General features: G+C 71.9%; 19 protein-coding genes and 1 pseudogene. 7 read left to right on the top strand and 13 right to left on the bottom strand.

The features are described 5' to 3' along the window. Window positions 1-90 precede the first annotated feature (90 nt). From AB0I71_RS21705 to rdgB, 5 genes are all read left to right on the top strand, one after another. The gene (locus AB0I71_RS21705; protein ID WP_203997800.1) at window positions 91-837 is read left to right on the top strand and encodes an MBL fold metallo-hydrolase; all 747 of its coding nucleotides are present in this window, start codon (window positions 91-93) and stop codon (window positions 835-837) included. Between the two features lie 91 nt (window positions 838-928). After that, on the top strand, window positions 929-2,074 hold the full coding sequence (locus tag AB0I71_RS21700) for a glycosyltransferase family 1 protein (protein WP_357587310.1): 1,146 nt from the start codon (window positions 929-931) through the stop codon (window positions 2,072-2,074). A gap of 92 nt (window positions 2,075-2,166) precedes the next feature. Further along, window positions 2,167-3,276: a glycosyltransferase gene (locus tag AB0I71_RS21695; protein WP_357587495.1), complete on the top strand. Its 1,110-nt coding sequence runs from the start codon at window positions 2,167-2,169 to the stop codon at window positions 3,274-3,276. 72 nt (window positions 3,277-3,348) lie between these two features. Further along, entirely contained in the window at window positions 3,349-4,077 is a 729-nt protein-coding gene (rph, locus tag AB0I71_RS21690) for a ribonuclease PH (RefSeq protein WP_357587307.1), read from the top strand. Next, window positions 4,074-4,691 (top strand): RdgB/HAM1 family non-canonical purine NTP pyrophosphatase, encoded by a 618-nt coding sequence (gene rdgB, locus AB0I71_RS21685; protein ID WP_357587305.1) that lies wholly within the window; start codon window positions 4,074-4,076, stop codon window positions 4,689-4,691. The genes rph and rdgB overlap by 4 nt, the downstream gene beginning before the upstream one ends. Before the next feature lie 35 nt (window positions 4,692-4,726). Here the strand turns inward: rdgB and hutH are convergent, their stop codons facing one another. The 6 genes from hutH to AB0I71_RS21655 are packed head-to-tail and all read right to left on the bottom strand — an operon-like array spanning window position 4,727 to window position 12,574. Then, window positions 4,727-6,262, bottom strand: coding sequence for a histidine ammonia-lyase (gene hutH, locus AB0I71_RS21680; protein ID WP_357587302.1), 1,536 nt, complete (start codon window positions 6,260-6,262; stop codon window positions 4,727-4,729). Then, a complete protein-coding gene (gene hutI / locus AB0I71_RS21675; RefSeq protein ID WP_357587300.1) occupies window positions 6,259-7,464 on the bottom strand; it encodes an imidazolonepropionase in 1,206 nt (401 codons plus the stop codon). The genes hutH and hutI overlap by 4 nt, the downstream gene beginning before the upstream one ends. Next, the gene (locus tag AB0I71_RS21670) at window positions 7,461-8,822 is read right to left on the bottom strand and encodes a formimidoylglutamate deiminase (RefSeq protein WP_357587298.1); all 1,362 of its coding nucleotides are present in this window, start codon (window positions 8,820-8,822) and stop codon (window positions 7,461-7,463) included. Before AB0I71_RS21670 ends, hutI begins: the two co-directional genes overlap by 4 nt. Further along, the gene (locus AB0I71_RS21665) at window positions 8,819-10,036 is read right to left on the bottom strand and encodes an allantoate amidohydrolase (protein ID WP_357587296.1); all 1,218 of its coding nucleotides are present in this window, start codon (window positions 10,034-10,036) and stop codon (window positions 8,819-8,821) included. The genes AB0I71_RS21670 and AB0I71_RS21665 overlap by 4 nt, the downstream gene beginning before the upstream one ends. Before the next feature lie 9 nt (window positions 10,037-10,045). After that, complete coding sequence (gene hutU / locus AB0I71_RS21660; protein ID WP_357587294.1) at window positions 10,046-11,713, bottom strand: urocanate hydratase; 1,668 nt, start codon at window positions 11,711-11,713, stop codon at window positions 10,046-10,048. Window positions 11,714-11,725: 12 nt separating this feature from the next. Further along, entirely contained in the window at window positions 11,726-12,574 is an 849-nt protein-coding gene (locus AB0I71_RS21655) for a MurR/RpiR family transcriptional regulator (RefSeq protein WP_357587292.1), read from the bottom strand. Window positions 12,575-12,747: 173 nt separating this feature from the next. Between AB0I71_RS21655 and AB0I71_RS21650 the strand changes: the two genes are divergently transcribed. Further along, window positions 12,748-14,655 carry a trypsin-like peptidase domain-containing protein gene (locus tag AB0I71_RS21650; protein WP_357587290.1) on the top strand — a complete coding sequence of 636 codons (1,908 nt, stop codon included), beginning with the start codon at window positions 12,748-12,750 and terminating at the stop codon, window positions 14,653-14,655. A gap of 53 nt (window positions 14,656-14,708) precedes the next feature. Here AB0I71_RS21650 and AB0I71_RS21645 read toward each other — a convergent pair whose 3' ends face one another. The 7 genes from AB0I71_RS21645 to AB0I71_RS21615 all read right to left on the bottom strand — a co-directional run bounded on the left by AB0I71_RS21645 (window position 14,709) and on the right by AB0I71_RS21615 (window position 24,477). Next, window positions 14,709-16,820 (bottom strand): acyltransferase family protein, encoded by a 2,112-nt coding sequence (locus AB0I71_RS21645; RefSeq protein WP_357587288.1) that lies wholly within the window; start codon window positions 16,818-16,820, stop codon window positions 14,709-14,711. A 72-nt stretch (window positions 16,821-16,892) separates the two neighbouring features. Then, window positions 16,893-18,236, bottom strand: a complete 1,344-nt coding sequence (locus AB0I71_RS21640; protein ID WP_357587286.1) for an O-antigen ligase family protein — start codon at window positions 18,234-18,236, stop codon at window positions 16,893-16,895. Between the two features lies 1 nt (window position 18,237). Next, window positions 18,238-19,587 carry a polysaccharide biosynthesis C-terminal domain-containing protein gene (locus AB0I71_RS21635; RefSeq protein WP_357587284.1) on the bottom strand — a complete coding sequence of 450 codons (1,350 nt, stop codon included), beginning with the start codon at window positions 19,585-19,587 and terminating at the stop codon, window positions 18,238-18,240. After that, window positions 19,584-20,648, bottom strand: a complete 1,065-nt coding sequence (locus tag AB0I71_RS21630) for a glycosyltransferase (protein WP_357587282.1) — start codon at window positions 20,646-20,648, stop codon at window positions 19,584-19,586. Before AB0I71_RS21630 ends, AB0I71_RS21635 begins: the two co-directional genes overlap by 4 nt. Then, window positions 20,648-21,610: a glycosyltransferase gene (locus AB0I71_RS21625; RefSeq protein WP_357587280.1), complete on the bottom strand. Its 963-nt coding sequence runs from the start codon at window positions 21,608-21,610 to the stop codon at window positions 20,648-20,650. Before AB0I71_RS21625 ends, AB0I71_RS21630 begins: the two co-directional genes overlap by 1 nt. 139 nt (window positions 21,611-21,749) lie before the next feature. After that, a complete protein-coding gene (locus AB0I71_RS21620) occupies window positions 21,750-23,294 on the bottom strand; it encodes a sugar transferase (RefSeq protein ID WP_357587278.1) in 1,545 nt (514 codons plus the stop codon). A gap of 115 nt (window positions 23,295-23,409) precedes the next feature. Continuing rightward, window positions 23,410-24,477, bottom strand: a complete 1,068-nt coding sequence (locus tag AB0I71_RS21615) for an LCP family protein (RefSeq protein WP_357587276.1) — start codon at window positions 24,475-24,477, stop codon at window positions 23,410-23,412. 106 nt (window positions 24,478-24,583) lie between these two features. On the opposite strand from AB0I71_RS21615, the pseudogene AB0I71_RS21610 reads away from it, so the two are divergent. Beyond that, a pseudogene (locus AB0I71_RS21610) lies at window positions 24,584-24,966 on the top strand (class I SAM-dependent methyltransferase); the annotation flags it as partial.

Here is a 24,966-nt window from a genome sequence, read left to right as displayed (position 1 = left end):
GCTGCGCAGCGTGGCGTACGCGTCGGTAGTGATCACCGCCGGAGCGGCGGCCGGCACGTTCACTACCTACCGTGACAGCGAGACAACTCGATGCGACTGACCGTCCTGGGCTGTGCGGGCAGCTTCCCCGGACCCGAGTCCCCCTGTTCGGCCTACCTGGTCGAGGCCGAGGACTTCCGGCTCCTGGTCGACTTCGGCTCGGGCTCACTGTCCACCCTTCAGCGCTATGCCGGGCTGCACGCCCCGGACGCCATCCTCCTGACCCACCTGCACTGCGACCACATCCTCGACGCCGCGACCTACGTGGTGGTGCGGCGGTACGCCCCGGACGGGCCGTACCCGCCGCTGCCGGTCTACGCGCCGGCCGGCGCCCCGGACCGGCTGGCCACCGCGTACGGGCAGGAGGACAGCACCGTCGAGGACGTCTACCAGTTCTACGCGCTGCAACCCGGCACCTTCCCGATCGGGCCGTTCACCGTCACCGTCGACCGGGTGCTGCACCCGGTGGAGACCTACGGCGTACGCCTTGAGCACGGCGGCCGGGTGCTCTGCTACTCCTCGGACACCGCCCCCTGCGAGGCGTTGCTGCGGCTGGCCCAGAACGCCGACGTCTTCCTCTGCGAGGCCAGTTACCTCGACGGCGTCGACAACCCGCCGGACCTGCACCTCACCGGCGGCGAGGCGGGCGAGGCGGCGGCCAAGGCCAACGTCGGGCGGCTGCTGTTGACCCATCTGGTCCCCGCCTGGGGCAGCGAGGCGCTCACGGTGGCTGCCGCCTCCGCCGCGTACGCCGGCCCGCTGGAAGTGGTCCGCCCCGGCGCCAGCTACGACGTCTGACCCGCCGGGGGCGCGGGTTCGTGCCGCACTGTTCGCCGAGCGGTCAGGTGGACGTCTCCTGGACCTTCGCTGCCACCACCACCGTGAGGGCATGCGGATCGCCATCGTGACCGAGTCGTTCCCGCCGGACGTCAACGGAGTCGCACACTCGGTCGTGCGGGCCGCCGAGCATCTCGTCACCCGCGGCCACGAGCCGCTGGTGATCGCACCCGCCCCGCCGGGGACGCTGCGCCGCGACACCGACCGGTACCCGTACCCGGTGGTCCGCATCCCGAGCGTGCCGTTACCGCGCTACCAGGGCTTCCGGCTCGGCGTACCGACGAACAACCGGCTGGCCGGGGTGCTGCTGGAGCACTCGCCCGACGTGGTGCACCTGGCCAGTCCGTTCGTTCTCGGCGCTCGGGCGGCGGTGCTCGCGGCCCGGCACGGCCTGCCCACCGTCGCCGTCTACCAGACCGACGTCGCCGCCTACGCCCGGGCGTACCGGGTCGGCTGGGGTGAGGCCGCGGCCTGGCGACGGTTGCGGGAGATCCACAATTCGGCCCGGCGCACGCTGGCCCCCTCCACCCGGGCCGCCGAAGATCTCGCCGCGCACGGCGTGCAGCGGATCTGGCTGTGGCGTCGAGGCGTCGACGCCGAGCGCTTCCATCCCGACAAGCGCTGCCCGAGCCTGCGCCGGGCCTTCGCCCCCGACGGTGAACTCCTTGTCGGTTACGTCGGGCGGCTCGCCCCGGAGAAGCGGGTCGACCTGCTCGCCGCCACCGCCCGACTGCCCGGTGTCCGGGTCGTGGTCGCCGGTGACGGCCCGGCCCGCCGCCAGCTCGAACGGGACCTGCCCGGCGTACGGTTCCTCGGCGTCCAGCACGGGGAGGCCCTGGCCCGCCTCTACGCCAGTCTCGACCTCTTCGTGCACACCGGTCCGCACGAGACGTTCGGTCAGACCGTCCAGGAGGCGCTGGCCAGCGGGGTGCCGGTGGTCGCGCCGGCCAGCGGTGGACCTGTCGATCTGGTCACCCCGGGGGAGACCGGCGTGCTGGTGCCGCCCGAGGACGATGCGGCGATCGCCGCGGCGGTGGCCGGGCTGGCCGCCGACCGGGCACGCCGGCAGGCGTACGGCATCGCCGCGCGCGCCGCGGTGAACGGACGTAGCTGGGCTGCGGTCGGCGACGAACTCGTCGGGCACTACCGGGCCGCCCGCGCCGCCACGCCCGCCGTCGACCTGCCGGCGGCGTCGTGACCGGCATCCACCCGGACCGCACCGCCACGCTCCAGCCCACCGGCGTCGCCACCGCGACCCAGGTCGCGGGCGCGTCCACCGGTACGCTCCGGATCGTCCGGCTGGCCAGTTTCGTCACCGGAACCTCCGGCGGGTTGCGCACCGCGTTGCAGCACCTGGGCGAGGGCTACCGGGAGGCCGGCCACGATCCGGTGCTCGTGGTACCCGGCCGACGCGACGACGACACGCGACACCCGTGGGGTCGGGTCGTCACGCTGGCCGGCCCACCGCTGCCGCACAGCGGGGGCTACCGGTTGCTCACCGCCCGACGCCGGCTGTCACGACTGCTGACCACGCTCGCGCCCGACCGGCTGGAGGTGTCCGACCGCTCGACGCTGCGGTGGACCGGCGACTGGGCGCGGGCCAACGGCGTGCCGTCGGTGATGGTCTCGCACGAGTCCCTCACCGGCCTGCTAAGCGCCTGGGGCGTACCCGGCGCGCTGGGGCGGCGGCTCGCCGACCGGCTGAACGCCGACACGGCCCGCCGTTACGACCGGATCGTCTGCACCACCCGGTGGGCGGCCGAGGAGTTCGCCCGCATCGGCGTACCCCACGTGGACCTGGTGCCGCTCGGCGTCGATCTGGACACCTTCCACCCCGGCCGGGCCGACCCGGCGGTCCGGGAACGGTACGCCGGTCCGGCCGAGGTGTTGCTGGTGCACTGCGCACGGCTGTCCGTGGAGAAACGCCCCGAACTCGCCGTCGACGCGGTGGCGCAGCTGCGGCGGGCCGGCGTGCCGGCGGTGCTGGTGATGGTCGGCGACGGGCCGCGTCGCACCGCGCTGCGGCGGCGCGCGGCCGGCCTGCCGGTGACCTTCACCGGGTTCCTGCCTGACCGCCGTGCCCTCGCTGCGCTGCTGGCCAGCGCCGACGTGGTCCTGGCCCCCGGCCCGGTGGAGACCTTCGGTCTGGCCGGGCTGGAGGCGTTGGCCTGCGGTACGCCGGTGGTGGTCAACGCGGCCAGCGCGTTGCCCGAGGTGATCGGCGCAGGTGGGCTGGCTGCCGACGGCACCCCGTCGGCGATCGCCGGGGCCGTCCGTCAGCTGCTGACCCGCCCCGAGGCCGGGCGGCGGGCAGCCGCCCGGGACCGGGCGGAGCAGTTCGGCTGGCCGTCGGCGGTCGCCGGGTTCCTCCGCGCGCACGGCGCCGAAGCCGACAGCTGACTCCGGAGGCCGGCCGGGGCAGCGGCGGACACCCGGGGAGGGTTCGATCAGCGCACCACATAGGGTGCAGGCATGGCGCGACCTGACGGGCGGCGACCCGACCAACTTCGACCGGTGACCCTGACCCGTGGTTGGAGCACCCATCCCGAGGGGTCGGTGCTCGTGGAATTCGGCGGCACCCGGGTGCTCTGCACCGCAAGCGTCACCGAGGGGGTGCCGCGCTGGCGCCGAGGTTCCGGGCTGGGCTGGGTCACCGCGGAGTACGCGATGCTGCCCCGGGCCACAAACACCCGTTCGGACCGGGAGAGCGTCAAGGGCCGGGTGGGTGGGCGTACCCACGAGATCTCCCGGCTGGTGGGCCGGAGCCTGCGGGCCGCGATCGACCTCAAGGCGCTCGGTGAGAACTCGATAGTGCTCGACTGCGACGTCCTGCAGGCCGACGGCGGCACCCGGACCGCCGCGATCACCGGTGCCTATGTGGCGTTGTACGACGCGGTGAACTGGCTCGCCGCCCGCAAGGCCCTGGCCGGGAAGCCGGAGAAGGTGATGCACCGTTCAGTGGCGGCGGTGAGCGTCGGCGTGATTGACGGTGAGCCGCGCCTGGACCTGTGCTACGACGAGGACGTGGCCGCCGAGGTCGACATGAACGTGGTCTGTACCGGCACCGGCGACTTCGTCGAGGTGCAGGGCACCGGCGAGGCCGGGATCTTCGCCCGCGAACAGCTCGACGCCCTGCTCGACCTGGCCGTGGTCGGCTGCCTGGATCTGGCCGAAGCCCAGCGGAAGGCTCTACTCCCATGAACAAGGTGCTGCTCGCCACGCGGAACCAGAAGAAGCTGATCGAGTTGCAGCGCATCCTGGACGGGGCGCTGGGCGTGCACCGGGTCGCCCTGATCGGGCTGGACGACGTCGAGGCGTACCCGGAGCTGCCGGAGACCGGGCTGACCTTCGGCGAGAACGCGTTGATCAAGGCCCGGGAGGGCTGCCGGCGTACCGGGCTGCCGACGATCGCCGACGACTCCGGGCTGGCCGTCGACGCGCTGAACGGGATGCCGGGGGTGTTCAGCGCCCGCTGGGCCGGGCGGCACGGTGACGACCAGGCCAACCTGCAACTGGTGCTCGACCAGATCGGCGACGTGCCGGACGAGCACCGGGGCGCCTCCTTCGTCTGCACCGTCGCGCTGGTGCTGCCCGGCGGCAAGGAGCATCTGGTCGACGGCCGGCAGGCGGGCCGCCTGCTGCGCGCGCCGCGTGGCGACGGCGGGTTCGGCTACGACCCGATCTTCCTCGGCGACGGCCAGGACCGCACCAACGCCGAGCTGACCCCGCAGGAGAAGGACGCGATCAGCCACCGGGGCAAGGCGCTGCGCGAGCTGGCCGCCCTGGTCGCCAAGGTGCTCCCGCCGGCCGCCTGACCGGCGCGCCGTCCGGGCACCACACCGTGTCCGCCTCAGCCGAGGGGCCCGACCTCCTGTTCGATCGCGGTACGGAGGTCGGGGCCGGCCAGCACGGCGCGGGTGGCCTCCATGAGTGGGGCGAGGAAGACGTCGGGTCCGGGCTCGCCGACGGCCTCGCCGAGCGCGGCGATCGCCGCCCGCCCGGCCGGCGACGGGGCCAGCGGTGCCCGCAACTGCAACCCGCGTACCGCGGCGAGCAGTTCCACCGCGAGCAGGCTGGTCAGGTTGTCCAGGACGGTACGCAGCTTCTTGGTCGCCGCCCAGCCCATCGAGACGTGGTCCTCCTGCATGCCGCTTGTGGGCAGCGAGTCCACCGAGGCCGGCGCGGCCAGCCGGCGGTTCTCCGCGACGATTCCGGCGGCCGTGTACTGCGCGATCATCAGCCCGGAGTTGACCCCCGCGTCGGGGGAGAGGAACGCCGGCAGTTCCCGGGACCGGGTGACGTCGAGCAGCCGGTCCACCCGACGTTCGGCGATCGCGCCCACCTCGGCGGCGGCGATGGCCAGGAAGTCCGCCGCGAAGCCCAGCGGCGCGCCGTGGAAGTTCCCGGTCGACTCGACCCGGCCGTCGGGCAGCACCACCGGGTTGTCCACCACCGAGACCAGTTCCCGGGCGGCTGTGGTCCGGACGAACTCCAGGGTGTCCCGTGCCGCACCGGCCACCTGAGGTGCGCAGCGCATCGAGTAGGCGTCCTGCACCGCGTGCGCCAGGTCGTCCCGGTGCGAGTCCATCACCGCTGAGTCCTGCAACAGCCGATGGATGTTCGCCGCCGAGACGCCCTGCCCGGGGTGCGGGCGGATGGCGTGCAGTTCCGGTAGGAACGGCCGTTCCGAGCCGAGCATCGCCTCGATGGCGAGGGCGGCGGTCACGTCGGCCATGGTGAACAGGTGGGCGGCGTCGTCGATGGCGAGCAGCAGCATGCCGAGCATGCCGTCGGTGCCGTTGATCAGCGCCAGCCCTTCCTTGGCGGCCAGCTCGACCGGGGCGAGGCCGGCCCGGCGCAGGGCGTCGGCGGCGGGCAGCCGTCCGCCGTCCGGGCCGAGCACCCAGCCCTCGCCGAGCAGCACCAGCGCGCAGTGCGCCAGCGGGGCCAGGTCACCGGAGGCACCCAGCGAACCGTGTTCCGGCACCCACGGGGTCACCTCGTGATTGAGCAGGTCCACCAGGGCCTCGGCGACCAGCGGGCGTACCCCGGAGTGGCCGAGCGCCAGCGAGCGGACCCGCAGCAGCATCATCGCCCGCACCACCTCCCGGTGCATCGGCGCACCGACCCCGGCGGCGTGCGACCGGATCAGCGCGTGCTGCAACTCGGCGCGGCGCCCGGGGGCGACGAAGGTGTTCGCCAGGGCCCCGAAACCCGTCGACACGCCGTACACCGGGCGGCCGGCGGCCTCGATGCCGTCCACGATGGACCGACTGGTGGCCATCGCGTCGACGGTGGCCGGATCGAGGACCACCTTCGCGCCGCCGCGCGCCACGGCGAGCACGTCGGCGGGGGAGATTCCGGTGGGCTGGATGGTGACGGTCATCGCGGTACTCCGTTGTGCAGAACCTGGCGGACGAGAGGCACCCCGGGCCGGTAGGCCAGGTGCAGGTGGGACGGTGCGTCGAGAATGATCAGGTCGGCCCGGGCGCCGGGCCGCAGCACCCCGACGTCGTCGCGGCGCAGCGCCCGAGCGCCACCGGCGGTCGCGGCCCAGACCGCCTCCGCCGGGGTCATCCGCATCTCGCGTACGGCCAGGGCGATGCAGAACGGCATCGACGAGGTGTACGACGAGCCGGGGTTGCAGTCGGTGGCCAGCGCCACCGTGACGCGTGCGTCGAGCAGCCGGCGGGCGTCCGGGTACGGCGACCGGGTGGAGAACTCGGCACCGGGCAGCAGCGTCGCCACGGTGGTGGTGTGCCCACCGTCGGCGCACATGCAGTCGGACCGGGTCGAGGCCAGCGCGTCGACGTCGGCGTCGCTCAGGTGGGTGCAGTGGTCCACACTTGCCGCCCCCAGCTCCACCCCGAGTTGCACACCCGGCCCGGGGCCGAGCTGGTTGGCGTGCACCCGCACCCCCAGCCCCATGGCCTGCCCGCAGGCGAGGATCGCCCGGGCGTGGTCGACATCGAAGGCACCCCGCTCGCAGAACACGTCGATCCAGCGGGCGTGCGGCACGGCGGCGGCAAGCATCGGCCCGCAGACAAGTGAGACGTAGTCGTCGGGACGGTCGGCGTACTCGGCCGGCACCACGTGCGCGCCGAGGAACGTGGTCTCCCTGGTCACCTCGGCGGCGATCCGCAGCGAGCGGGCCTCGTCGGCGACGGTGAGGCCGTACCCACTCTTGATCTCGATCGTGGTGGTGCCCTGCCGCAACGCCTCGGCCCGCAGCCGGCGCACTGTGGTGCGCAGCTCCCCGTCGGCGGCGGCGCGGGTGGCGCGGACGGTGGTCCGGATGCCACCCCCGGTGTACGGCTCGCCGGCCATCCGGGCGGCGAACTCGGCGGCCCGGTCCCCGGCGAAGACCAGGTGCGCGTGGCTGTCCACGAAGCCGGGCAGCACCGCCGCCCCGTCGGCGTCGATCCGCCGCTTCGCTGCCGGTGCGTCGGCCGCCGGGCCGACCCAGGCCACCTCGCCCTCCTCGACGAGCACCGCGGCGCGTCGCCGGATCCCCAGCGGCCCGCCCTCGCCCGAGCCGGCCACATTCGTCACCAGCTCACCGATGTTGTCGACAAGCAGGCTGCTCATGGGGTGGTCACCTCCGCGATCGCCGTGGCCAGTTCCTGCGGTACGTCCACGCGTACGTGCCGGCCGTCACGGACCAGCACCCGGCCGTCCACCACCACCTGTGCGACGTCGGCAGCGCTCGCCGCGAACCAGACGCCCGCCGGGCTCACCCCGGCGGTGCGTACGCTGTCCAGCCGCACCGTGACCAGGTCGGCGCGGTCCCCGACGGCGATCCGGCCGGCGTCGGTCCAGCCCAACGCGGCGTGTCCGGCGCTGCTCGCGGCGGTCAACAGCTCCGCCGGGGCGAAGTGGCCCCGTTTGCGGGTCCGCAACCGCTCGTCCAGTTCCACCGCCCTCGCCTCCTCGAACAGGTCGACCACCGCGTGACTGTCGCTGCCCAGGCTGAGCGGAATGCCCGCGTCGGCCATCCGGCGGGCCGGACCGATGCCGTCGGCGAGATCCCGTTCGGTGGTGGGGCAGAGGCAGACCCCGGTGCGGCTGTCGCCGAGCAGACCCACGTCGGCGCTTGTCGGATGGGTGGCGTGCACCGCCGTGGTGGCCCGGCCGAGCACCCCGTGGTCGGCGAGCAGACGCGTCGGGGTGCACCCGTGCACCGCCCGGCAGGCGTCGTTCTCGGCGGGCTGCTCCGACAGGTGCACGTGCAGTGGCGCGTCGCGGCGGTGCGCCCAACCGGCGACGGTGGCGAGCTGCTCGGCCGGCACCGCGCGTACCGAGTGGATCGCGGCCCCGAGGCGCGCGTGCCCACCGTCCGGGGTGAACGCGTCGAGCCGCTCCGCCCAGCGCAGCGCGTCACCGTCGCCGAAGCGCTGCTGCGGCCCGGTCAGTGGTCGGCCGTCCACCGAGGCGGTCAGGTAGCAGGTGTCCAGCAGGGTCAGCCGGATGCCCGCCTGCGCCGCCGCCTCGACGAGCGCCGCGCTCATCGCGTTCGGGTCGGCGTACGGTGTGCCGCCCGGCCCATGGTGCAGGTAGTGGAACTCGCCGACGCCGGTGACGCCCGACAGTGCCATCTCCGCGTAGACCGCCCGGGCCAGCGCCAGGTAGGAGTCCGGGTCCAACCGGCTGGTGACGGCGTACATCTGGTCACGCCAGCTCCAGAAGTCGCCCTGCCCGCCGTGGGTGCGCCCCCGCAGTGCCCGGTGGAACGCGTGGGAGTGCGCGTTGGCCAGTCCCGGCAGGGTCAGCCCCGGCAGCCGTACCGCGTCGGTGAGCACCTCGACACCGGCATCGGGTCCGCCGTCCGTGGCGAGTGGGGTGACGCCGGTGATCCGGTCGTGCACGGTCTCGATCAGCACGTCGGGCGTGGGCTCGGCCTGCCCGGGCAGCCACGCGTACTCGGCGAGCCAGCGGGTGGCGCTCATCGGAGCAGCTCTTCCAGCACCCTGGCCAGGGCGACCACCCCGGCGGCGCAGTCGGCGTCGGTGGCCGACTCGGCGGGGGAGTGCGACACCCCCGTCGGGTTACGGACGAAGAGCATCGCGGTCGGTACGTGCGCCGCCAGCACCCCCGCGTCGTGCCCGGCCCCGGTGGGCAGCACCGGGGCGGCCAGCAACCGGGCCAGCCGGTCGGCCAACCCGCCGTCGAAGGCCACCAGCGGCGTCGCCGACTCCTCGGTCAGCGTCACCTCGGTGCCGTCCCGCCGCGCCCGTTCACCGGCCTTGCTCCGGACCGCCTCGACAAGTCCGTCCAGGGTGTCCGGTTCGGCCGCGCGGGCGTCCAGCCAGCCGGTCACCCGCGACGGCACCGCGTTCGTCGCGTTCGGCTCCACCACCACCCGACCCACCGTGGCGTGGGCGTCGCGCAGCCGAGCCTCCTTGTTGGCCGCCAGCACCGTGAACGCGTACGTCAACATGGGGTCGCGGCGGTCGGCCATCCGGGTCGTACCCGCGTGGTTTCCCTCGCCGGTGAAATCGAGACGCCAGCGGCCGTGCGGCCAGATCGCGCTGGCCACCGCGACCGGCGCGTCCTGATCGACGAGCGCGCGGCCCTGCTCGACGTGCAACTCCACGAAGGCGCCGAACCGGCCGAGCAGCCCCGGGTCGGCCCCCGCCGGCCGCGCCCCCAACGCCTCGGCGAAGCTCACCCCGGCCGCGTCGCGCAGGCCACCCGCCCGGTCCACCGCGATCTGCCCGGTGAGCAGCCGGGAACCCAGGCACGGTACGCCGAACCGGGCCCCCTCCTCCTCCACGAACGCACCGACCACAAGCGGCCGCGACGGCGTGACACCTGCCGCCCGCAGCTCGTCCACGGCCAGCCAGGCGCTGACGATGCCCAGCGGCCCGTCGTACGCGCCGCCGTGCGGCACCGAGTCGAAGTGGCTGCCGGTCAGCACGGCGTCCCCGGCGTCCGGGTCACCCCACCAGGCGAACAGGTTGCCGTTGCCGTCCTCGGTGACCGGCATCGCCCGCTCGTCGGCCTGCGCCCGGAACCACTCCCGCAGCCGCAGCTCCGGCTCGGTCAACGCGTACCGCAGGTAGCCGCCGCTGCGCTCGTCCCGCCCGATCGGGGCGATCTCTTCCCAGAGCCGCCGGAACCTGTCGGGCCGGTGCCGGTCCTTCACCGTGTGCGTCACCAACTGCCTTCCTCACTCCGCCATCGGGACGCGGACGCCGGTGCGGGCGGCCACCTCGCGGGCCTCGGGGTAACCGGCGTCGACGTGCCGGATCACTCCCATCGCCGGGTCGTTTGTCAGCACCCGTTCGATCTTCTGCCCGGCCAGCGCGGTGCCGTCGGCCACGCAGACCTGCCCGGCGTGGATGGACCGGCCGATGCCGACCCCGCCGCCGTGGTGGATGGACACCCAGGACGCCCCGCTGGCGGTGTTGACGAGGGCGTTGAGCAGCGGCCAGTCGGCGATCGCGTCGGAGCCGTCGGCCATCGCCTCGGTCTCCCGGTACGGGCTGGCCACGCTGCCGCAGTCCAGGTGGTCGCGCCCGATCACCACCGGCGCGCTCAGCTCACCCGAGGCGACCATGTCGTTGAACCGTACGCCCGCTCTGTCCCGCTCGCCGTAGCCGAGCCAGCAGATGCGCGCGGGCAGGCCCTGGAAGGCGACCCGCTCGCCGGCCATCCGCATCCACCGCGCGAGGGACTCGTTCTCCGGGAAGAGGTCCAGGATCGCCCGGTCGGTGGCGGCGATGTCGGCCGGGTCGCCGGAGAGCGCCGCCCACCGGAACGGCCCCTTGCCCTCGCAGAATAACGGCCGGATGTACGCCGGCACGAAGCCGGGGAAGTCGAACGCGCGCTCGTACCCGCCGAGGCGGGCCTCACCCCGGATCGAGTTGCCGTAGTCGAAGACCTCCGCGCCCGCGTCGAGGAACCCCACCATCGCCTCGACGTGCTTCGCCATCGACGCCCGGGCCCGGTCGGTGAACTCGGCCGGCTTGGCCGCCGCGTACTCCCGGGCGTCGGCCAGCTCGACCCCCTCCGGCAGGTACGACAGCGGATCGTGCGCGCTTGTCTGGTCGGTGACGATGTCGATGGGTACGCCCCGACGCAGCAGTTCCGGGAAGACCGTGGCGGCGTTGCCGACGACACCGACGCTCAACGCCCGACGCTCCCGCCTGGCGGCGAGCACCCGCTGCACCGCGTCGTCCAGGTCGTCGGCGATCTCGTCCAGGTAGCGGTCGTGCACCCGGCGGGCCAGCCGGCTGCGGTCCACGTCCACGATCAGACAGGCACCGCCGTTCATGGTGACCGCGAGGGGCTGCGCCCCGCCCATGCCGCCACAACCGGCGGTGAGCGTCAGCGTGCCGGCCAGGGTGCCGTCGAACTTCCTGGCGGCGACGGCGGCGAACGTCTCGTAGGTGCCCTGGAGGATGCCCTGGGTGCCGATGTAGATCCACGAACCGGCGGTCATCTGCCCGTACATGGTCAGGCCGAGCTGCTCCAGGCGGCGGAACTCCGGCCAGGTCGCCCAGTCGCCGACCAGGTTCGAGTTGGCCAGCAGCACCCGGGGCGCCCACTCGTGGGTACGCATCACGCCGACCGGGCGACCCGACTGCACGAGCATCGTCTCGTCGTCGCGCAGCTCGGTGAGCGTCCGCACCAGGGCGTGGTACGACGGCCAGTCCCGCGCGGCCCGGCCGGTGCCGCCGTACACGACGAGGTCGTCGGGACGCTCGGCGACCTCGGGGTCGAGGTTGTTCATCAACATCCGCAGGGCGGCCTCCTGCGGCCACCCTCGGGCGGTACGCGCCGGGCCGCGGGCGGCCCGAACGGGTCCGGGGGCGGGCTGGTCGGCATGGGTCATGGCGGACTCCTCCTAACCGAGGAACAACTGTCGACGGGCCGCCGAGGCTTCGAACGCCTCCAGCCGCCGCTGGGTCTCGGCCGGGGCGGCGTCGCAGATCGCCTGGAGCAGCACCATGGCCAGGGTCATCGGAGCGGTGTGCAGATCGAACACGAGTTGCGCGCCGACCCCGGCGGAGAGCACCACGTCGGCGTACTCGGTCGCCGGGCTGACCGGTGAGTCGGTGATCGCCACGACCGTCAGCTGCGCCGCGCGGGCCTCGCGCAGCGCCTCCAGGGTCTCCCGGGGATAGCGCGGCAGCACGAACGCCAGCAGCGCCCGTGCCCCCGCCTCGGCGGCCTGTTCGAGACGGTCGGCGAGCAGGCTCCCGCCGTCGTCGAGCACCCGCACGTCGGGGTGCACCTTGGCGGCGAAGTACGCGAAGTACGCGGCAAGCGGTGCGGCGGACCGCAGGCCGAGCACCGGCAGCGGCCGGCTGGCCGCCAGCAGGCGTCCGGTCTCGGCGATCCGCTCCCGGTCGGCCAACTGCCCGGCCAGCCGGTCCAGGTTGCCGATCTCGGCGCGTACCGCCTGCTGAAGTTCGTTGCCGGCGGGGGCCGGGCCGGGCGCGGCGGCGGTCAGCTCGCGCAGTCGGCGACGCAGCGCCGGGTAGCCGTCGTGGCCGAGCGCCACCGCGAACCGGGTGACCGACGGCTGGCTGACCCCGGCCAGTTCGGCGACCTCGGCGGCGGAGAGGTAGCCGACGGCGGGGGCGTGCTGCACCAGGCAGTGCGCGATGCGCCGCTGCGTCGGGGTGAGCCGGACCCCGTCGAACAGGCCGACGACCCGCTCCGTCGACGCCGTGGTAGCTCCCTCATTCACCCGGTGACTCTATGCATAAAAACTTTCACCTGGCAAGCTGAACTGCCTGTTCTACAGTGGACGGCCACTGGTCTGCGGTTTCGGAACGGTCCTTGAGGGTGGGGTGACCAGCGGGCAGATAGGGGTGCGGCAGGTGGATAGGATCCGCACGGCGGTCGAGTAGAGGAGTTGCCATGCAGCCGGACGGCCCCTACCGGTACACCCACCTGCTGGGCGGGTCGCCGGTCGGTAAAGCGTGGGCGGCCGTGGACGGACAGGGCCGCTTCGTCACGGTGGCCGTGCTGGACGCCACCGTGGCCGCCGCTCAGGGCTGGCGCGAAGCCTTCGCAGCGATCACCAACAATCTCGCCCAGACGGGCGGCATGCCCTTCGTCTACGCGGACTTCTCCGCCGCCGCGCCCTGGGTGGCCTACCCGGCAGAGGCAGGGCCGGGCGCGGAGCGCCTCTTCCGGGCCCTCGGGGTGGACTACCATCCGGTGCCGACCACCGCTCCGCCCCTCCCCGGCCCGACACAGCCGGTGTCCGGCGTGCCGCAGCCGGTGTCCGGTCCGCCCCAGCCGGTGTCCGGTCCGCCCCAGCCGGTGTCCGGCGCGCCGCAGCCCGTCTCGGGTGCCCCCGGTCCGGTGTCGGGCGCCCCGCTCCCGATCTCGGGCGCCCCCGCCCCGGTGTCGGGTACGCCACAGCCCGTTTCGGGTGCTCCCGGCCCGGTGTCGGGCGCCCCGGCGTCACCCGGCTTCGGAACACCCTTCGACGACGCGCCGCAGCACGACCCGTTCACCGCGCCGGTACGCCGGATCCAGCCCTCGGCACCGCCCCGGCGGCAGACCGGCCTCTGGGCCGCTATCGCCGCGCTGCTCCTGGTGGCCGCCATCGGCGGTGGAGCCGGCGTCTGGGCCATCTCGGCGAGCGGACCGGAATCCGTGCCGCCGGCCCCGGCCCCGACAGTCACGCCACCCACACCCGGTCTCAAGCCGTGGGCGGCGGCCTCACCCCGTAGCGACGAGGAGCGGGCCCTCGCCACCGCAGCGCCGTCGATGGTGTTCCTGGAGGCGATCGTCACCGGTTACGTGCGCGGCAAGCAGAAGAACGACCTGCTGCATCCCGACCCGTTCACCTTCAGCCGCCGCTGCACCGGGGTCGTGGTCAATCACGACGGGCACGTCGTCACCAACGCCCAGTGCGTGCAGCCGACCCCGGACATCCTGCTCGAACACGCACTCGGTGAGCTGGCCAAAGCCCGTGTGGCCAACGGTGACCTCAAGGCCGGCGATGCCCAGTCCTACGTCCGTGCCCGGATGACGACCACCACCTTCACCGGCTCCGAGGCCGGCACCGGACCCGAGGCCAGCCTGTACGGGCAGCTGAACGTGGCCACCGGGGACCTGACCAGCGCCCCCGCGATCTCCGGCAGCGTGGTACGGGCACTTACCCTCGCCGAGGGGAACCTGGCGCTGGTCAAGCTCGACCAGGGGAACCTTCCCGCTGCCGAGGTGAACGCCTCCGCCTCTATCACCGCCGGGACGGCGCTGCACGCGCTCGGGTACGGCACCACCGACACCGACTACCGGGCCGCCACCTACACCGTCCAGTCCAAGCCGGCGCAGGTGACCGAAGTCGACCTGGAGTCCTCGACCTACCGCATCAACGAGGACGTCGGAGCCTCCTCCCGGGGCGGAGTCGTCGTCGACGCACAGGGCCGGGTCGTCGGCATTCTTGACAACGATGTGCTGCAACCCGAGCGGCCGAACCGGCTGGTGGTGCCGGTGTCACGGGTCAGCGGCCTGCTCAGCGCCGCCGGGGTGGAGAACTCCGTCGGTGCGCCGGGCCAGCTCTACCGGGATGCGTTGGACGCCTACTTCGGCGGTGACGAGGCGGAGGCCGCCGCTCGATTCGCCGAGGCCGCCGACCAGTCGCCGACGAACGCGCTGGCCGAGGCGTACCGGGAGGCCGCCGTCGCCGCTGGCGGTGACGAACCGTCCCGGCGCGGCTGGGCGGTGCCGCTGCTCATCGCCGCGGGTGTCGCACTGATCGGCGGGATCGCGGCACTGGTGCTGGTCAGGCTCCGGCAGAACCCCCGGTAGACCGGCCAGGGCTAGGCTTCCTGTCCTGCCCAGGGCCTCCCTGGGCAGGACACCTAGTCCGTCGCGCCGGTGAGGATCGGTGCCAGGACCTCGCCGAGCAGTGGGGTCAGCTTGCGGGCGTACTCGGCCGTGATGTGGTTCCCGTCGCGGCGGACGATGACCCCACCTACGAAGATCGGGCATTGTCCGGAATCACAGAACCAGTCGGTCGTCGCGATGTGCCAGGACTTCCTGCCACCCCAGGCCCTCCGCTCGACCTCGGCGTATGAACGGTATTCCGCGGTGAGCGTCGAGACGCAGTCGCGTGGGGCGGAGAGCCGGGTGATGCAGGACTTCGGGTCCGGGCCGAGCGGCGGTGGTTGCAGGGCGACGACCTTGCCGGCGGCGGCGAGCCACTCTTCCCTGGCGGTACGCGCGGCCTCCTCCCATCGAACCTGGAACGGGGTGCCGCCGGTCCTGACGAATCGTTGCTGGTAGGCGTTGCTCACGATGACCAGATCGGGTTTCCGGTTCTCGATGACGGCGCGTACCGTCCGCCGGTGACCGGGACAGGACCGGGTGATCTTCTCAATCGGGGAGACGGTGTCCGAGGCGAGAAACGGGCAGCCGGCAAAGGTCAGGTCCTGCACCACCCAGCCGGCCGGTTCCAGGGTGGAGCGCACCAGCGGGAGCCAGGCGGTGCCGATGGAATCACCGACAACGACGGCGAGTCTAGGGGGACGTGGAGTCGGCACGGTGCACTCGTTGCCGTCCGCGACCGCCGGTCGACATCCCCGCCCGTCCCCGGAGGCGAAGCTGGCCGCGCCCAGTTCGCCGAGCGAGGGTGTGAGCACCGGCCAGTCCTTCGCGTCCAACGCCGTACGGACCTGGGCCGCCAGTTCGGACCGAGAGGTGACCGTCCACGCGCCCGCCGGTGCCTGGGATGACGGTGAACGGGCGGTGACCGTGGCGACCACGGCGATCGTGGCGGCCAGCGCCGCCAGCCCGGCACCCCGCAGGGCCAACGCCGTGCCACTCCGGTGACGCCTGTCTCCCGGCGGTTGCCGCTCCAACCACGACGACCGGCGGATCGGATTCTCGACCAGGTGAAAGGAGAGCACCGAGAGCAGGACGGTGCCGCCGAGCGTGAGTACCACAGTGGCCTGCCCGGAACCGGGAAGTGCGGCGCCGATCAGGATGAGGAGCGGAAAGTGCCACAGGTAGAGCGAATAGGAGACGTCACCGACATAGCGCACCGCCCGGTTCGTCAACGGGGCCATCAACCGTTGTCCACCCACGCCGCCGGCGATCACCAGAGATGTCGAGATGACCGCCAGGAACGCGCCCGGAACCGGAAACGGAGTCTGCGCGTTGATGGCGAAGACCGAGACCGAAAGTCCGACCAAGCCCAACCACTGGTACGCGGGACGAACCGCGACCGGTATCCGGGCCAGCACCGGTGTGGCCACCGCCAGCAGCGCGCCGACGCCCAACTCCCAGGCCCGGGAGACGGTCGAGAAGTACGCCACCGCCGGGCGGTGCTCGACCTCCCACAGTGCGAACACGATCGACCCGAGGACGATCACGCCCAGGACCACGCCGACCGCCCACCGGGCTGTGAACCGGTGCCGACGTCGACGGGCCACGTAGCCCAGAATCAGGCCGAGCAGGACCGGCCACACCAGGTAGAACTGCTCCTCCACGGCTAGCGACCAGTAATGCCGCAGCGGCGAGACGGGTCCCTCGGTCTGCCAGTAGTCGGTGCCGACGGCTGCGAACCGCCAGTTGGCCGCGAAGAGCGCCGCGTACAAAGCGTCCCACGCCGTCGAGCGGACCCGCTCCCCGAAGAACAGCAGCGCCGACGCCAGGTACGTGGTCACCAGGACCAGCACCGCCAAGGGCAGGATTCGCCGGACCCGCCTTCGGTAGAAGTTGGCGAAGGAGACGCGTCCGGTCCGGTCATGCTCGTTCAGCAGCAGACCGGTGATCAGGAAGCCGGAGATGACGAAGAAGACATCGACGCCGACGAACCCGCCGGCGGGCCAGTGCAGGACGTGTTCGAGGATCACCACCACGACCGCGAAGGCTCGCAGTCCCTGGATGTCCGGGCGGAAACCCGACCGACGGCTCCCCGGCTCCCCGGGGGCCGCATCATGAACCGGCGTCGCGAGGCGGCCTGACGACATCGGGTCCTTCCTCATGCCAGCGGATCCGCGTCCGCGCGGACCGCGCTCAGTGTGTCTCGGCGATCCTTACGCTCAGTCGCGCGTGGCCACGGTGGCCCGGCGGGTGCCCTGTCCGATCAGCCGACGCAGCCCGGCCAGCACGTCCGGTCGATCGGCGCCCTGACCCGCCCGGGCGTCGGCGTCGCTGGGCGTCAGCGCTGCCGTGGTCAGCACCATCAGGGCGAAGATCCAGGTGAGACCGTCGACGGAGAGCGGATTCCAGACGACCTCGGTGAAGGAGTAGATCACGAAGAGCGCGACCGGTGCCTTGGCGGAGAGAACCCGGCCGTCGGCGACGGGGGCTCGCAGCAGGGCGACGAGGACGAGCCCCCACAGTGCCAACGCGACGAAACCACCGGAGAAGATGGCCAGGACGTAGCCCGAGTGGAAGAAGTGGTGCGGTGCCTCATTCAGGTCCCGCAACTGGTACCACTTCGAGACACCGACACCGGTGATCTCCGACCCGGCGATGTACTCCCGGGCGTGGACCCAGATGTTGCCACGATTGCTCAATGTAGTCCGCGACGCGCTCCAGGTCAGGTAGGCAGCGGTGGTCGCGGCTCCGGCGACAAGTGCCGCGCAGAGCGCGAGGTGGATCCGCGAGTACTGCCGCCGCCGCTCGATCAGCAGAGCCCCGACCACCCACACGCCCACCGCGGCGAGGGCCAGATAACTGGTCCGCGAGCCGGTGGCGACGATGACCAGCAGGCAGAACGCGGCGGTGGCCCACCGCTCGGCGCCCCGCAGCGCGCAGACACCTGCGACAAGCGTGAATGAGGTGACAAGCGCGATGTAGTTCTCGGACTCGTAGAAGCTCTTGAACAGTCCCCCGGCCAAGGAGCATTTCTCCAACTGCCCCGAGGTGCAGGGCCGCCAGGCCTGTCCGTAGAGGACGGTCGGGATCGTCAGCAGCGACAACACGGCCGACCCGGTGTAGGCCATGGCACCGAGACTCACCGTGGCAGCGCCGCCGGCCAGCCATACCGCGAGCAGCAACAGCGCGGCGGTGCCGTATGCGGGCAACCTCGACCCGTACACGCCCTCGCCCGTGAACACGTCGACGCTGACGCACCAGACGAGCAGCGCCCCGGCCAGTGCCAGACAGGCCTGGCGCCAGTTGCCGGGTGGACCGGTGAACCGTCCACGGCCGGCGACGAGCAGCCAGACGACCAGAGCGAGGACCAGCACACCGATGAGCGCGGAGGAGTGATCGCCGGCGATCACGGGCGCCGCGTTCGCCAGGACCGCGAATCCGATAAGTGCGAGGGCGTTCCCTCCGCCGCCGAAGGCGGCCGCGACGGATCGCCGGCCATGGATCAGCCAGCCAGCCACCGCGAGGCCGCCCAGGCTCAGCAGGACACCGAAGAGTGTGGTCACCTCAGACCCTTTCCATGGGACGTGCCGAAGCGGATGTGTCGGCCGGGTCGCGGCGGACCGAGACGGCGAGGCATCCCCAGAGCAGTATGGCGAGCAGCGCGTCGCACACCAGGCTTGAGACGATAGCGCCCTGCCATCCGTAGGCCGGGATGAGCCAGAGGTTCAGCAGGGCGTTGGCCACCCCGATGCCGATCTGGCAGACAGTCCGCCGGCCCTGCATGCGGGCGCCTGACAGCGCGTCGGCAGCGAGATAGTGCAGCGACTTCAGCACGAGGAGCACACTGAGCCACTGCAACGCCGGTACGGCCGCCGCGAAGTCCGCGCCGAACACCAACGGCATCATCCAGGCGAAGGCGACCAGCAGCAGGCTCATCGGAGCGCTGAACGCCAGGAATCGCGGCAGCAGTCGGCGGGCCAGCCGCAGGGCCTCCCGTGGGCCGTTGCGCCCGGCCTGGAAGAACCGGGGGTAGGCGATGGCGCTCATGGACCGCAGCGGTGTGTACGCCAGGTCGACCACCCGATAGGCCGCCGCGTAGATGGCGGCGTTCTCCGGCGTGCTCAGCCGGGACAACATGACCTTGTCGCTGTCGTTGTAGACGGACTGGGCCGAGAGACCGACGGCGAACATCATCCCGGTCCGTGCCTGCGCGAGCGACCCCGCGAACCTCAGTGCCCCGTGATGGGCGCCGCGCAGCCCGCCCAGGAGCACGGGCATGCACACGACGGTGGAGATCACCGCCGACGCGACCGCCCAGTCGTGCAACGCGATCGGGCCCGGCGAGAGAGCCAGCACCAACGCTGCGGCCAGCCGACAGAGATGCAGCAGGGCGGGAACGAGCGCGGCGAGCAGGATGCGGCCACGGACCTGGATCGAGGCGGCCACCGCCTCGATGAGACGCCAGGCGACCAGGTCGGCGAAGGCGAGACAGAGCAGATCGACGAGACCGACGTCGACGCCCCAGATGGCCAGACCCGCGGCGGACACCAGCACGGTCGCGGCGCAGCCGAAGACCATGGACACGAACAGGCCCCGGACCAGGTGACGGTCCCACTCGGTCGGCGAATCCGCGTGGTTCTGCATGATGAGGCTGGGTGCGCCGGCCGAGGCGAACGGGGACACCACCGCGATGAGTGCCGTGACACCGACGAACAGGCCGTAGGTGTCGAGTTCCATTTCCCGCGCCAGCAGCACGAAGAGCGCCCCTTGGGCGAGGGTACGCAGCAGGGTTCCGGTGAAGAACGTGCCGGACTTGCGCAGAAATCCGTCGCCGCGACCAGCAGTCGGCGGGCGCGGCTGCGGATCGGGATGGCCGGGGTTGGGCCGGTCCGCTTCGCCGGGATCGGGCGTCACGACAACGCCACCACCCACCGCCGGCTCACCTCGGCCGGGTCGAGGGTCGCGCGTCGGGCGTGCCAGGCCTTCTCGAAGTCCTCGACGCCGGGACGGTCGTCCCCGGTCACGCCCAGGATCGCGTCGGCGAGCGCCGGTGGTGAGGTGTCCGCCGCCAGGATGCCCGGCACGAGCGTCGGGATCAGCTCGTCCAGCGCCGGCACCGGCAGAGCGGCCACGGGCAGACCGGCCTCGGCGGCCTCGACCAGGCTGAACCCGAACGTCTCGGCGCGGGACGGATGCACCAGCGCGTCCGCCTCGGCGAGCAGCCCCGCCACCCCGGACACCTGGCCCAGGAACGTCACCCGATCCGACAGGCCGAGGCTCCGCGCCTTGTCCTGGAGAAGTTGACGCTCCTCGCCGTCACCGGCGAGAGTCAGCTGGTACGTCCCGGGCAGCAGCGCCAACGCCTCGAGCGCGCAGGAGTGGTTCTTGGTGGGGCGGAGCGCTCCCGTGGTCAGCAGCCGCACCCGGTCGAGGTGCGCGACGCCGCGTGGGGCGACGAGGGGGCGGGTCGGCACCGGATTGGCGATCGTCGTCACCGGCTGCCCGGGGGCGAGTTGTCGCACGGTCCGGGCGACGCCGTCGGAGACGGCGACGACGAGTCGGGGCCGTAGGCCCCGGATGCGGACCAGGCGGGCCAGCGTACGGACCCGGGCGTCGGTGCGTAGCCGTTCCGGGAGCAGCGAGTGCTCCCAGGCCACGTAGCTGCGACCCGAGCCGGCCAGCGCCGCGCCGACCGGCACGCTGCCCCAGAGGCCGCTCGCCACGATCCGTACGTCCGGAGGGAGATCGTTCAGCCGGCGTCGGAGCGGCGGGACCGCCTCCATCAGTCGGGTGATCCGGGTGCCGAGGCCGAGCGTGTCGATTGGCAGGTCCTGCAACGATGCGGGAACCGCCCCGGACACCACCGTCGCCGAGACCTCGACACCCTGGGCCAGCAGGGTTCGCATCAGCAGCGCCGCGGCGAGCTCCATGCCGTACAGCGGTTCCAGTTGGGGGAGTACGAAGTGCAGGCGCATCAGCGGGCCCCGCCCGTCGGCACGGCCCCAGCATCGCCAGCGGCGCCTGATCGACGCATCGCGACGCGTTCGAGCGCGGCACGCGGTACGAGCCCGAGTGCCGCGAGCACCGAGTTGCGGGCCGACGGCCGGGCATTGCGCCGGATGGCGCGCACCATCTCCTTCACCCCGGTCAGGTCCCGCGCCTGCAACGCGTACCGGAGGGTCTGTGCGGCGATGAAGTCGGAGAAGGTCTCCGCTGCCCACACCCCCTCCCAGCGTCGGGCCCAGGCCCAGGAGGTCCGCCAGTCGGCATTGGCCGAAATCGACCCGGGGCTGCCAACGGTGTAGATGGCGGTCGCCTCTTCGATCTGTGCGATCTTCACCTGGGGGATCCGGGCCGCCCGGATCAGCCAGTCCCAGTCCTGGTGTCGGGGCAGCGACTCGTCCCAGGGGCACCGTTCGGCCAGGTCCATGGTGGTCAGCAGCGTCGATGTTGGCAGCGACTGACGCCCGACGCCAAGCTGCCGGCGGCGGAAGAGGTAGTCCTCGGGGAGCTGACCGTCGCCGATCAACGTGGCCGGTACGGCGGACGGCAGTGGAGCCCCGCCAGCCTTCCGTTGCAACGTACGCGACGACACCACCGGCAGCCAGTTCTCTCCGGCCAGCCGTTCGAGGACCGGCAGTTGGGCGGCCAGCTTGCCCGGCAGCCAGGCGTCATCGTCGTCGAGAAAGGCCACGTGGCTGCCGGGGGCGGCATGCCGGACACCGAGATTGCGGGCGTGGGAGCCGCGTCGTCCACCACCGGTGCAGACGATCTCGTCGATCTGGCCGCGGAGCGCCGCCACGCTGTCCGGCACGCTGGCGAGGTCGCAGACGACCACCACGTGTACGGAGACACCGACCTGGGCACGGGCGGACGTGACCGCCTCGGCGAGGCTGGGTCTGCCCGTCGTCGGGATGACCACCGAAACGTCCGGCATCGGGATACTCCAAGCAGTTCGGCTGGTACCCCCGGGCTCGGGTCGGTGGTGCGTCCGGGCTGGACGTCGGGGCACACGGGGGGTCGGGATGGACATGCCGCCCCGGTCGGCCGGGGCGGCTCGGTAGCTGGCAGGTCGCTCAGCGACCACCGCCACGGAACACCTCGGCCACGGTCCGCAGCAGCACCTTGGCGTCCAACCAGAGCGACCAGTTCTCGATGTAGTAGTTGTCGAACCGGGCCCGGTCGGAAATCGGGGTGTCCCCACGCAGGCCGCTGACCTGGGCAAGCCCAGTCAGGCCCACCGGGACGCGGTGGCGCATCGCATAGCTCGGGTACTCGGCGGAGAACTTCTGCACGAAGTACGGCCGCTCCGGCCGTGGTCCGACGACGCTCATGTCGCCTTTGAGGATGTTCCACAGTTGAGGCAGCTCGTCCAGGGACGTACGGCGCAGAAAGCGTCCGACGGCTGACACCCGCCGGTCATGCGCGATCGACCAGTTCGTCTGGGACTCGTGCTCGTTGAGCGGCCGCATGGTGCGGAACTTGATGATGTTGAACGGTCGTCCGTGCCGGCCGATGCGCTCCTGACGGAAGAAGACGCCGCGACCACCGTCCAGGAAGGCGAGAAGCGCGCAGAGCAGCAGGATCGGGCTCAGGGCGAGCAGGGCCACCCCGGCGAAGGTGACATCCGAGGCACGCTTCAGCGCCCAACGGGGCCCGGAAAGCGTCGTGTCGCCCACCCGCACGATGGGGATGGCACCGATGTGGTCGCCGTGGGAACGCGACCCCCAGAGCCGAGGCACCGCCCACAGATCGCACCCGGCGACCACCGGGTGGCGGAGGATTTCCATCAGCGCCGGCTCCGGACACTGTGGTTCAGCGATGACCAGGACGTCGCACTCGGCCAGCCGGACCAGCTGAGGGAGCTGGTCGAGGGTGCCGATGGTCGGGACCGGCTGCGTGTCCGTCGGCGCGGGAGTGTCGACGTGTCCGACGAACCGCAGTCCGTAGCGGGGATACCGGCGCAGCAGCCGAGCCAACTCCACGGCGGTGGCACCGGCGCCGATGATGATCGCGTTGTGTTCCACCCAGCGGCGCCGACGGGCGAGAGTGGCCATCTCCCGGGTCACGAGTCGCCCGACGATCACCAGGACGGCGGCCATGGCCACACCACGGATGAAGCCGACCAGGTAGGCCGGCGAATCATGACGCAGCGCGGCGATGATTGCCACCACGGCCGCGGTGGCCAGCAACCGACCGCAGAGGCTGGGCAACTCGTCGAGGATGCTGACGTGACGACGGGCCCGGTAGAGCCCTCCGGTGCCGAAGGCACCCACGGTCAGCACCGTCATGGCAAGGGTGCCGCGCCAGTGCTGCTGGGTGACGATCAGTGGGGAGAGCAGCGCGGCGACGTCGACAGGTGCCGTCAACATCCAGGCACGAAGGGCCCGGGTCCGGGTCGAGGCTCGTGAACTGGCGTACGGCAGCACCGCTGTCACGTCGAGGCCCGGGCGTACGTCGCCGACGTCGGGGTCCGTCCTCGGTCCGGCGGTTGCGCCGAGCTGCGTGGCAGGGTTGCCCTCGTCGGGCTCGATCCTGCTGCTTCGGCCCGCCGGGGGCGACGTCCCGAGACCTCCCAGTTCGCTCGTGGCCGGGTAACCCACGACAGGTTGCCTCGACATCTACAGTTCCTCCCCCGTAAAGCGACACCGGTGCGCCTGAGGAAAGGCCACCGGAGCGATCGAAGGATACGACCGCGCCGGTGACAGCCGCCAGAGCCGCTAGGGCAATTCAGCCCTACTTTCCAGTGCGGAGGATCTCGTCGACCGCGTCCCGCCGAACGGCGTCGTAGAAGAGCGCTGCCTTGTCCGGGTCGGCGAAGACCACGCTCTCACTGCCGACCCGTCCCGTTCCCTTTGTCGGATTGGTCATGAAGGTCAGGTCGTTTCCGCGTAGGCCCCGCAACTCCATCGCCATGTCCACAAGTGACATGCTGCGGTCCACCGAGACGGCACTCGACGTGGCACGTACGAATGAATTGAGCCGGGCGGGATTTGCCAGGATGCCGCCGGAGGCAGCCTTGTCCAGAATCGCCTTGATCACTTGTTGCTGATGCTTGATCCGGGTGAAGTCGCCGTCGGCGAACTGTTTGCGCTGACGGGAGAAGTCGAGCGCGGCAGCACCGTCGAGCCGCTGCTTGCCCTGCTCAAAGGTGCGGAACGGAGGGTGGATCGAGGTGAACCGCTTCTCCGAGGTGATGTCGACGCCGCCGAGCGCGTCGATGATCTCCTTGAACCCGGCGAAGTCCACAAGCATCACGTGATTGATACGGACCTTCGTGTACTGCTCCACGGTCTGCACCATCAACGGCAGACCGCCCCAGGCGTAGGCGGCGTTGATCTTCGCGTCCCGGCCACCGCGGCCCTCCTTCGAGCGAGGCACGGCGACCCAGGTGTCGCGGGGGATCGAGACGAGTTGCGCGGCGGAGCGGTCCTTCGGCACGTGGGCCAGGATGATGGTGTCCGCCCGCGAACCACCGGTGCTCTCCGGGTCGCGGGAGTCGCTACCCAGGATGAGAATGTTCAGCGCGCCCTTGGCGACCACCTCGGGTCGAGTCTCCTCAGGAACGTCGTCGAACGCGTCGACCCGCTCGATGTCGGACTCGACGGACTTGAGGTAGAAGCCGCTCGCCACCACGGCACCCACGCCGATCAGGGACAGCACCAGCAACACGATCAGCGTGATCCGCAGCCACCGTCGGCGCGGCTTCCCAGCCGGCTCGCCCGTCTTCTCCGAACCGTCGGTGTCCCCCGTCGGCAGGGCCTCTTCCGAAGAGAGCGTCCCCGCCTGCTCACCACTCGACATGGCGGTGATGCTACTGACTTCATGTTCCCGGCGTGTGCCCCTGTCCGGGCGCAGCGAAGCGAGCATTGTTACTTCACTGTTTCCATCCGTCTGGTAGAACGCAGCGGTGGATGCCGTCAAGCTGCGTCGGGCGATCGCCCGTACCCGCCTCGCCCCCGTCGCCGCCTTTCCGAAACGCCTGGTCGCGGTCGCCCGGCACGACGCCAAGGTGCTGCGCACCTCGGCCCGTTGGCTGGTCGCCTCGCGGGAGCATCACAACTACACGTACGAGCTGACCAAGCTCAGCCGCAACCATCTCGCCTGGTTCGTCAGTGTGGTCTGCGAACTGCCGGTCAAGCAGGTACGCGGGTACCTCGCCGAGATCGAGTCGGACGACGCGCTGCGGGAACACATCAGCTCAGCCATCGCGGGCGCGGCCCGCCGTGGGCTGGCCGACAAGCAGGTCCGGTACGCCCGCCGCATCGGCTGGTACGCGATCGTCCGGGCCCG

Origin of the sequence: Micromonospora sp. NPDC049891, from assembly GCF_040660295.1 — a bacterium.
Taxonomy (GTDB): domain Bacteria; phylum Actinomycetota; class Actinomycetes; order Mycobacteriales; family Micromonosporaceae; genus Micromonospora.
The sequence above is the reverse complement of the archived record's forward strand: the minus strand, read 5'-3'. Positions and strand labels throughout refer to the sequence as shown.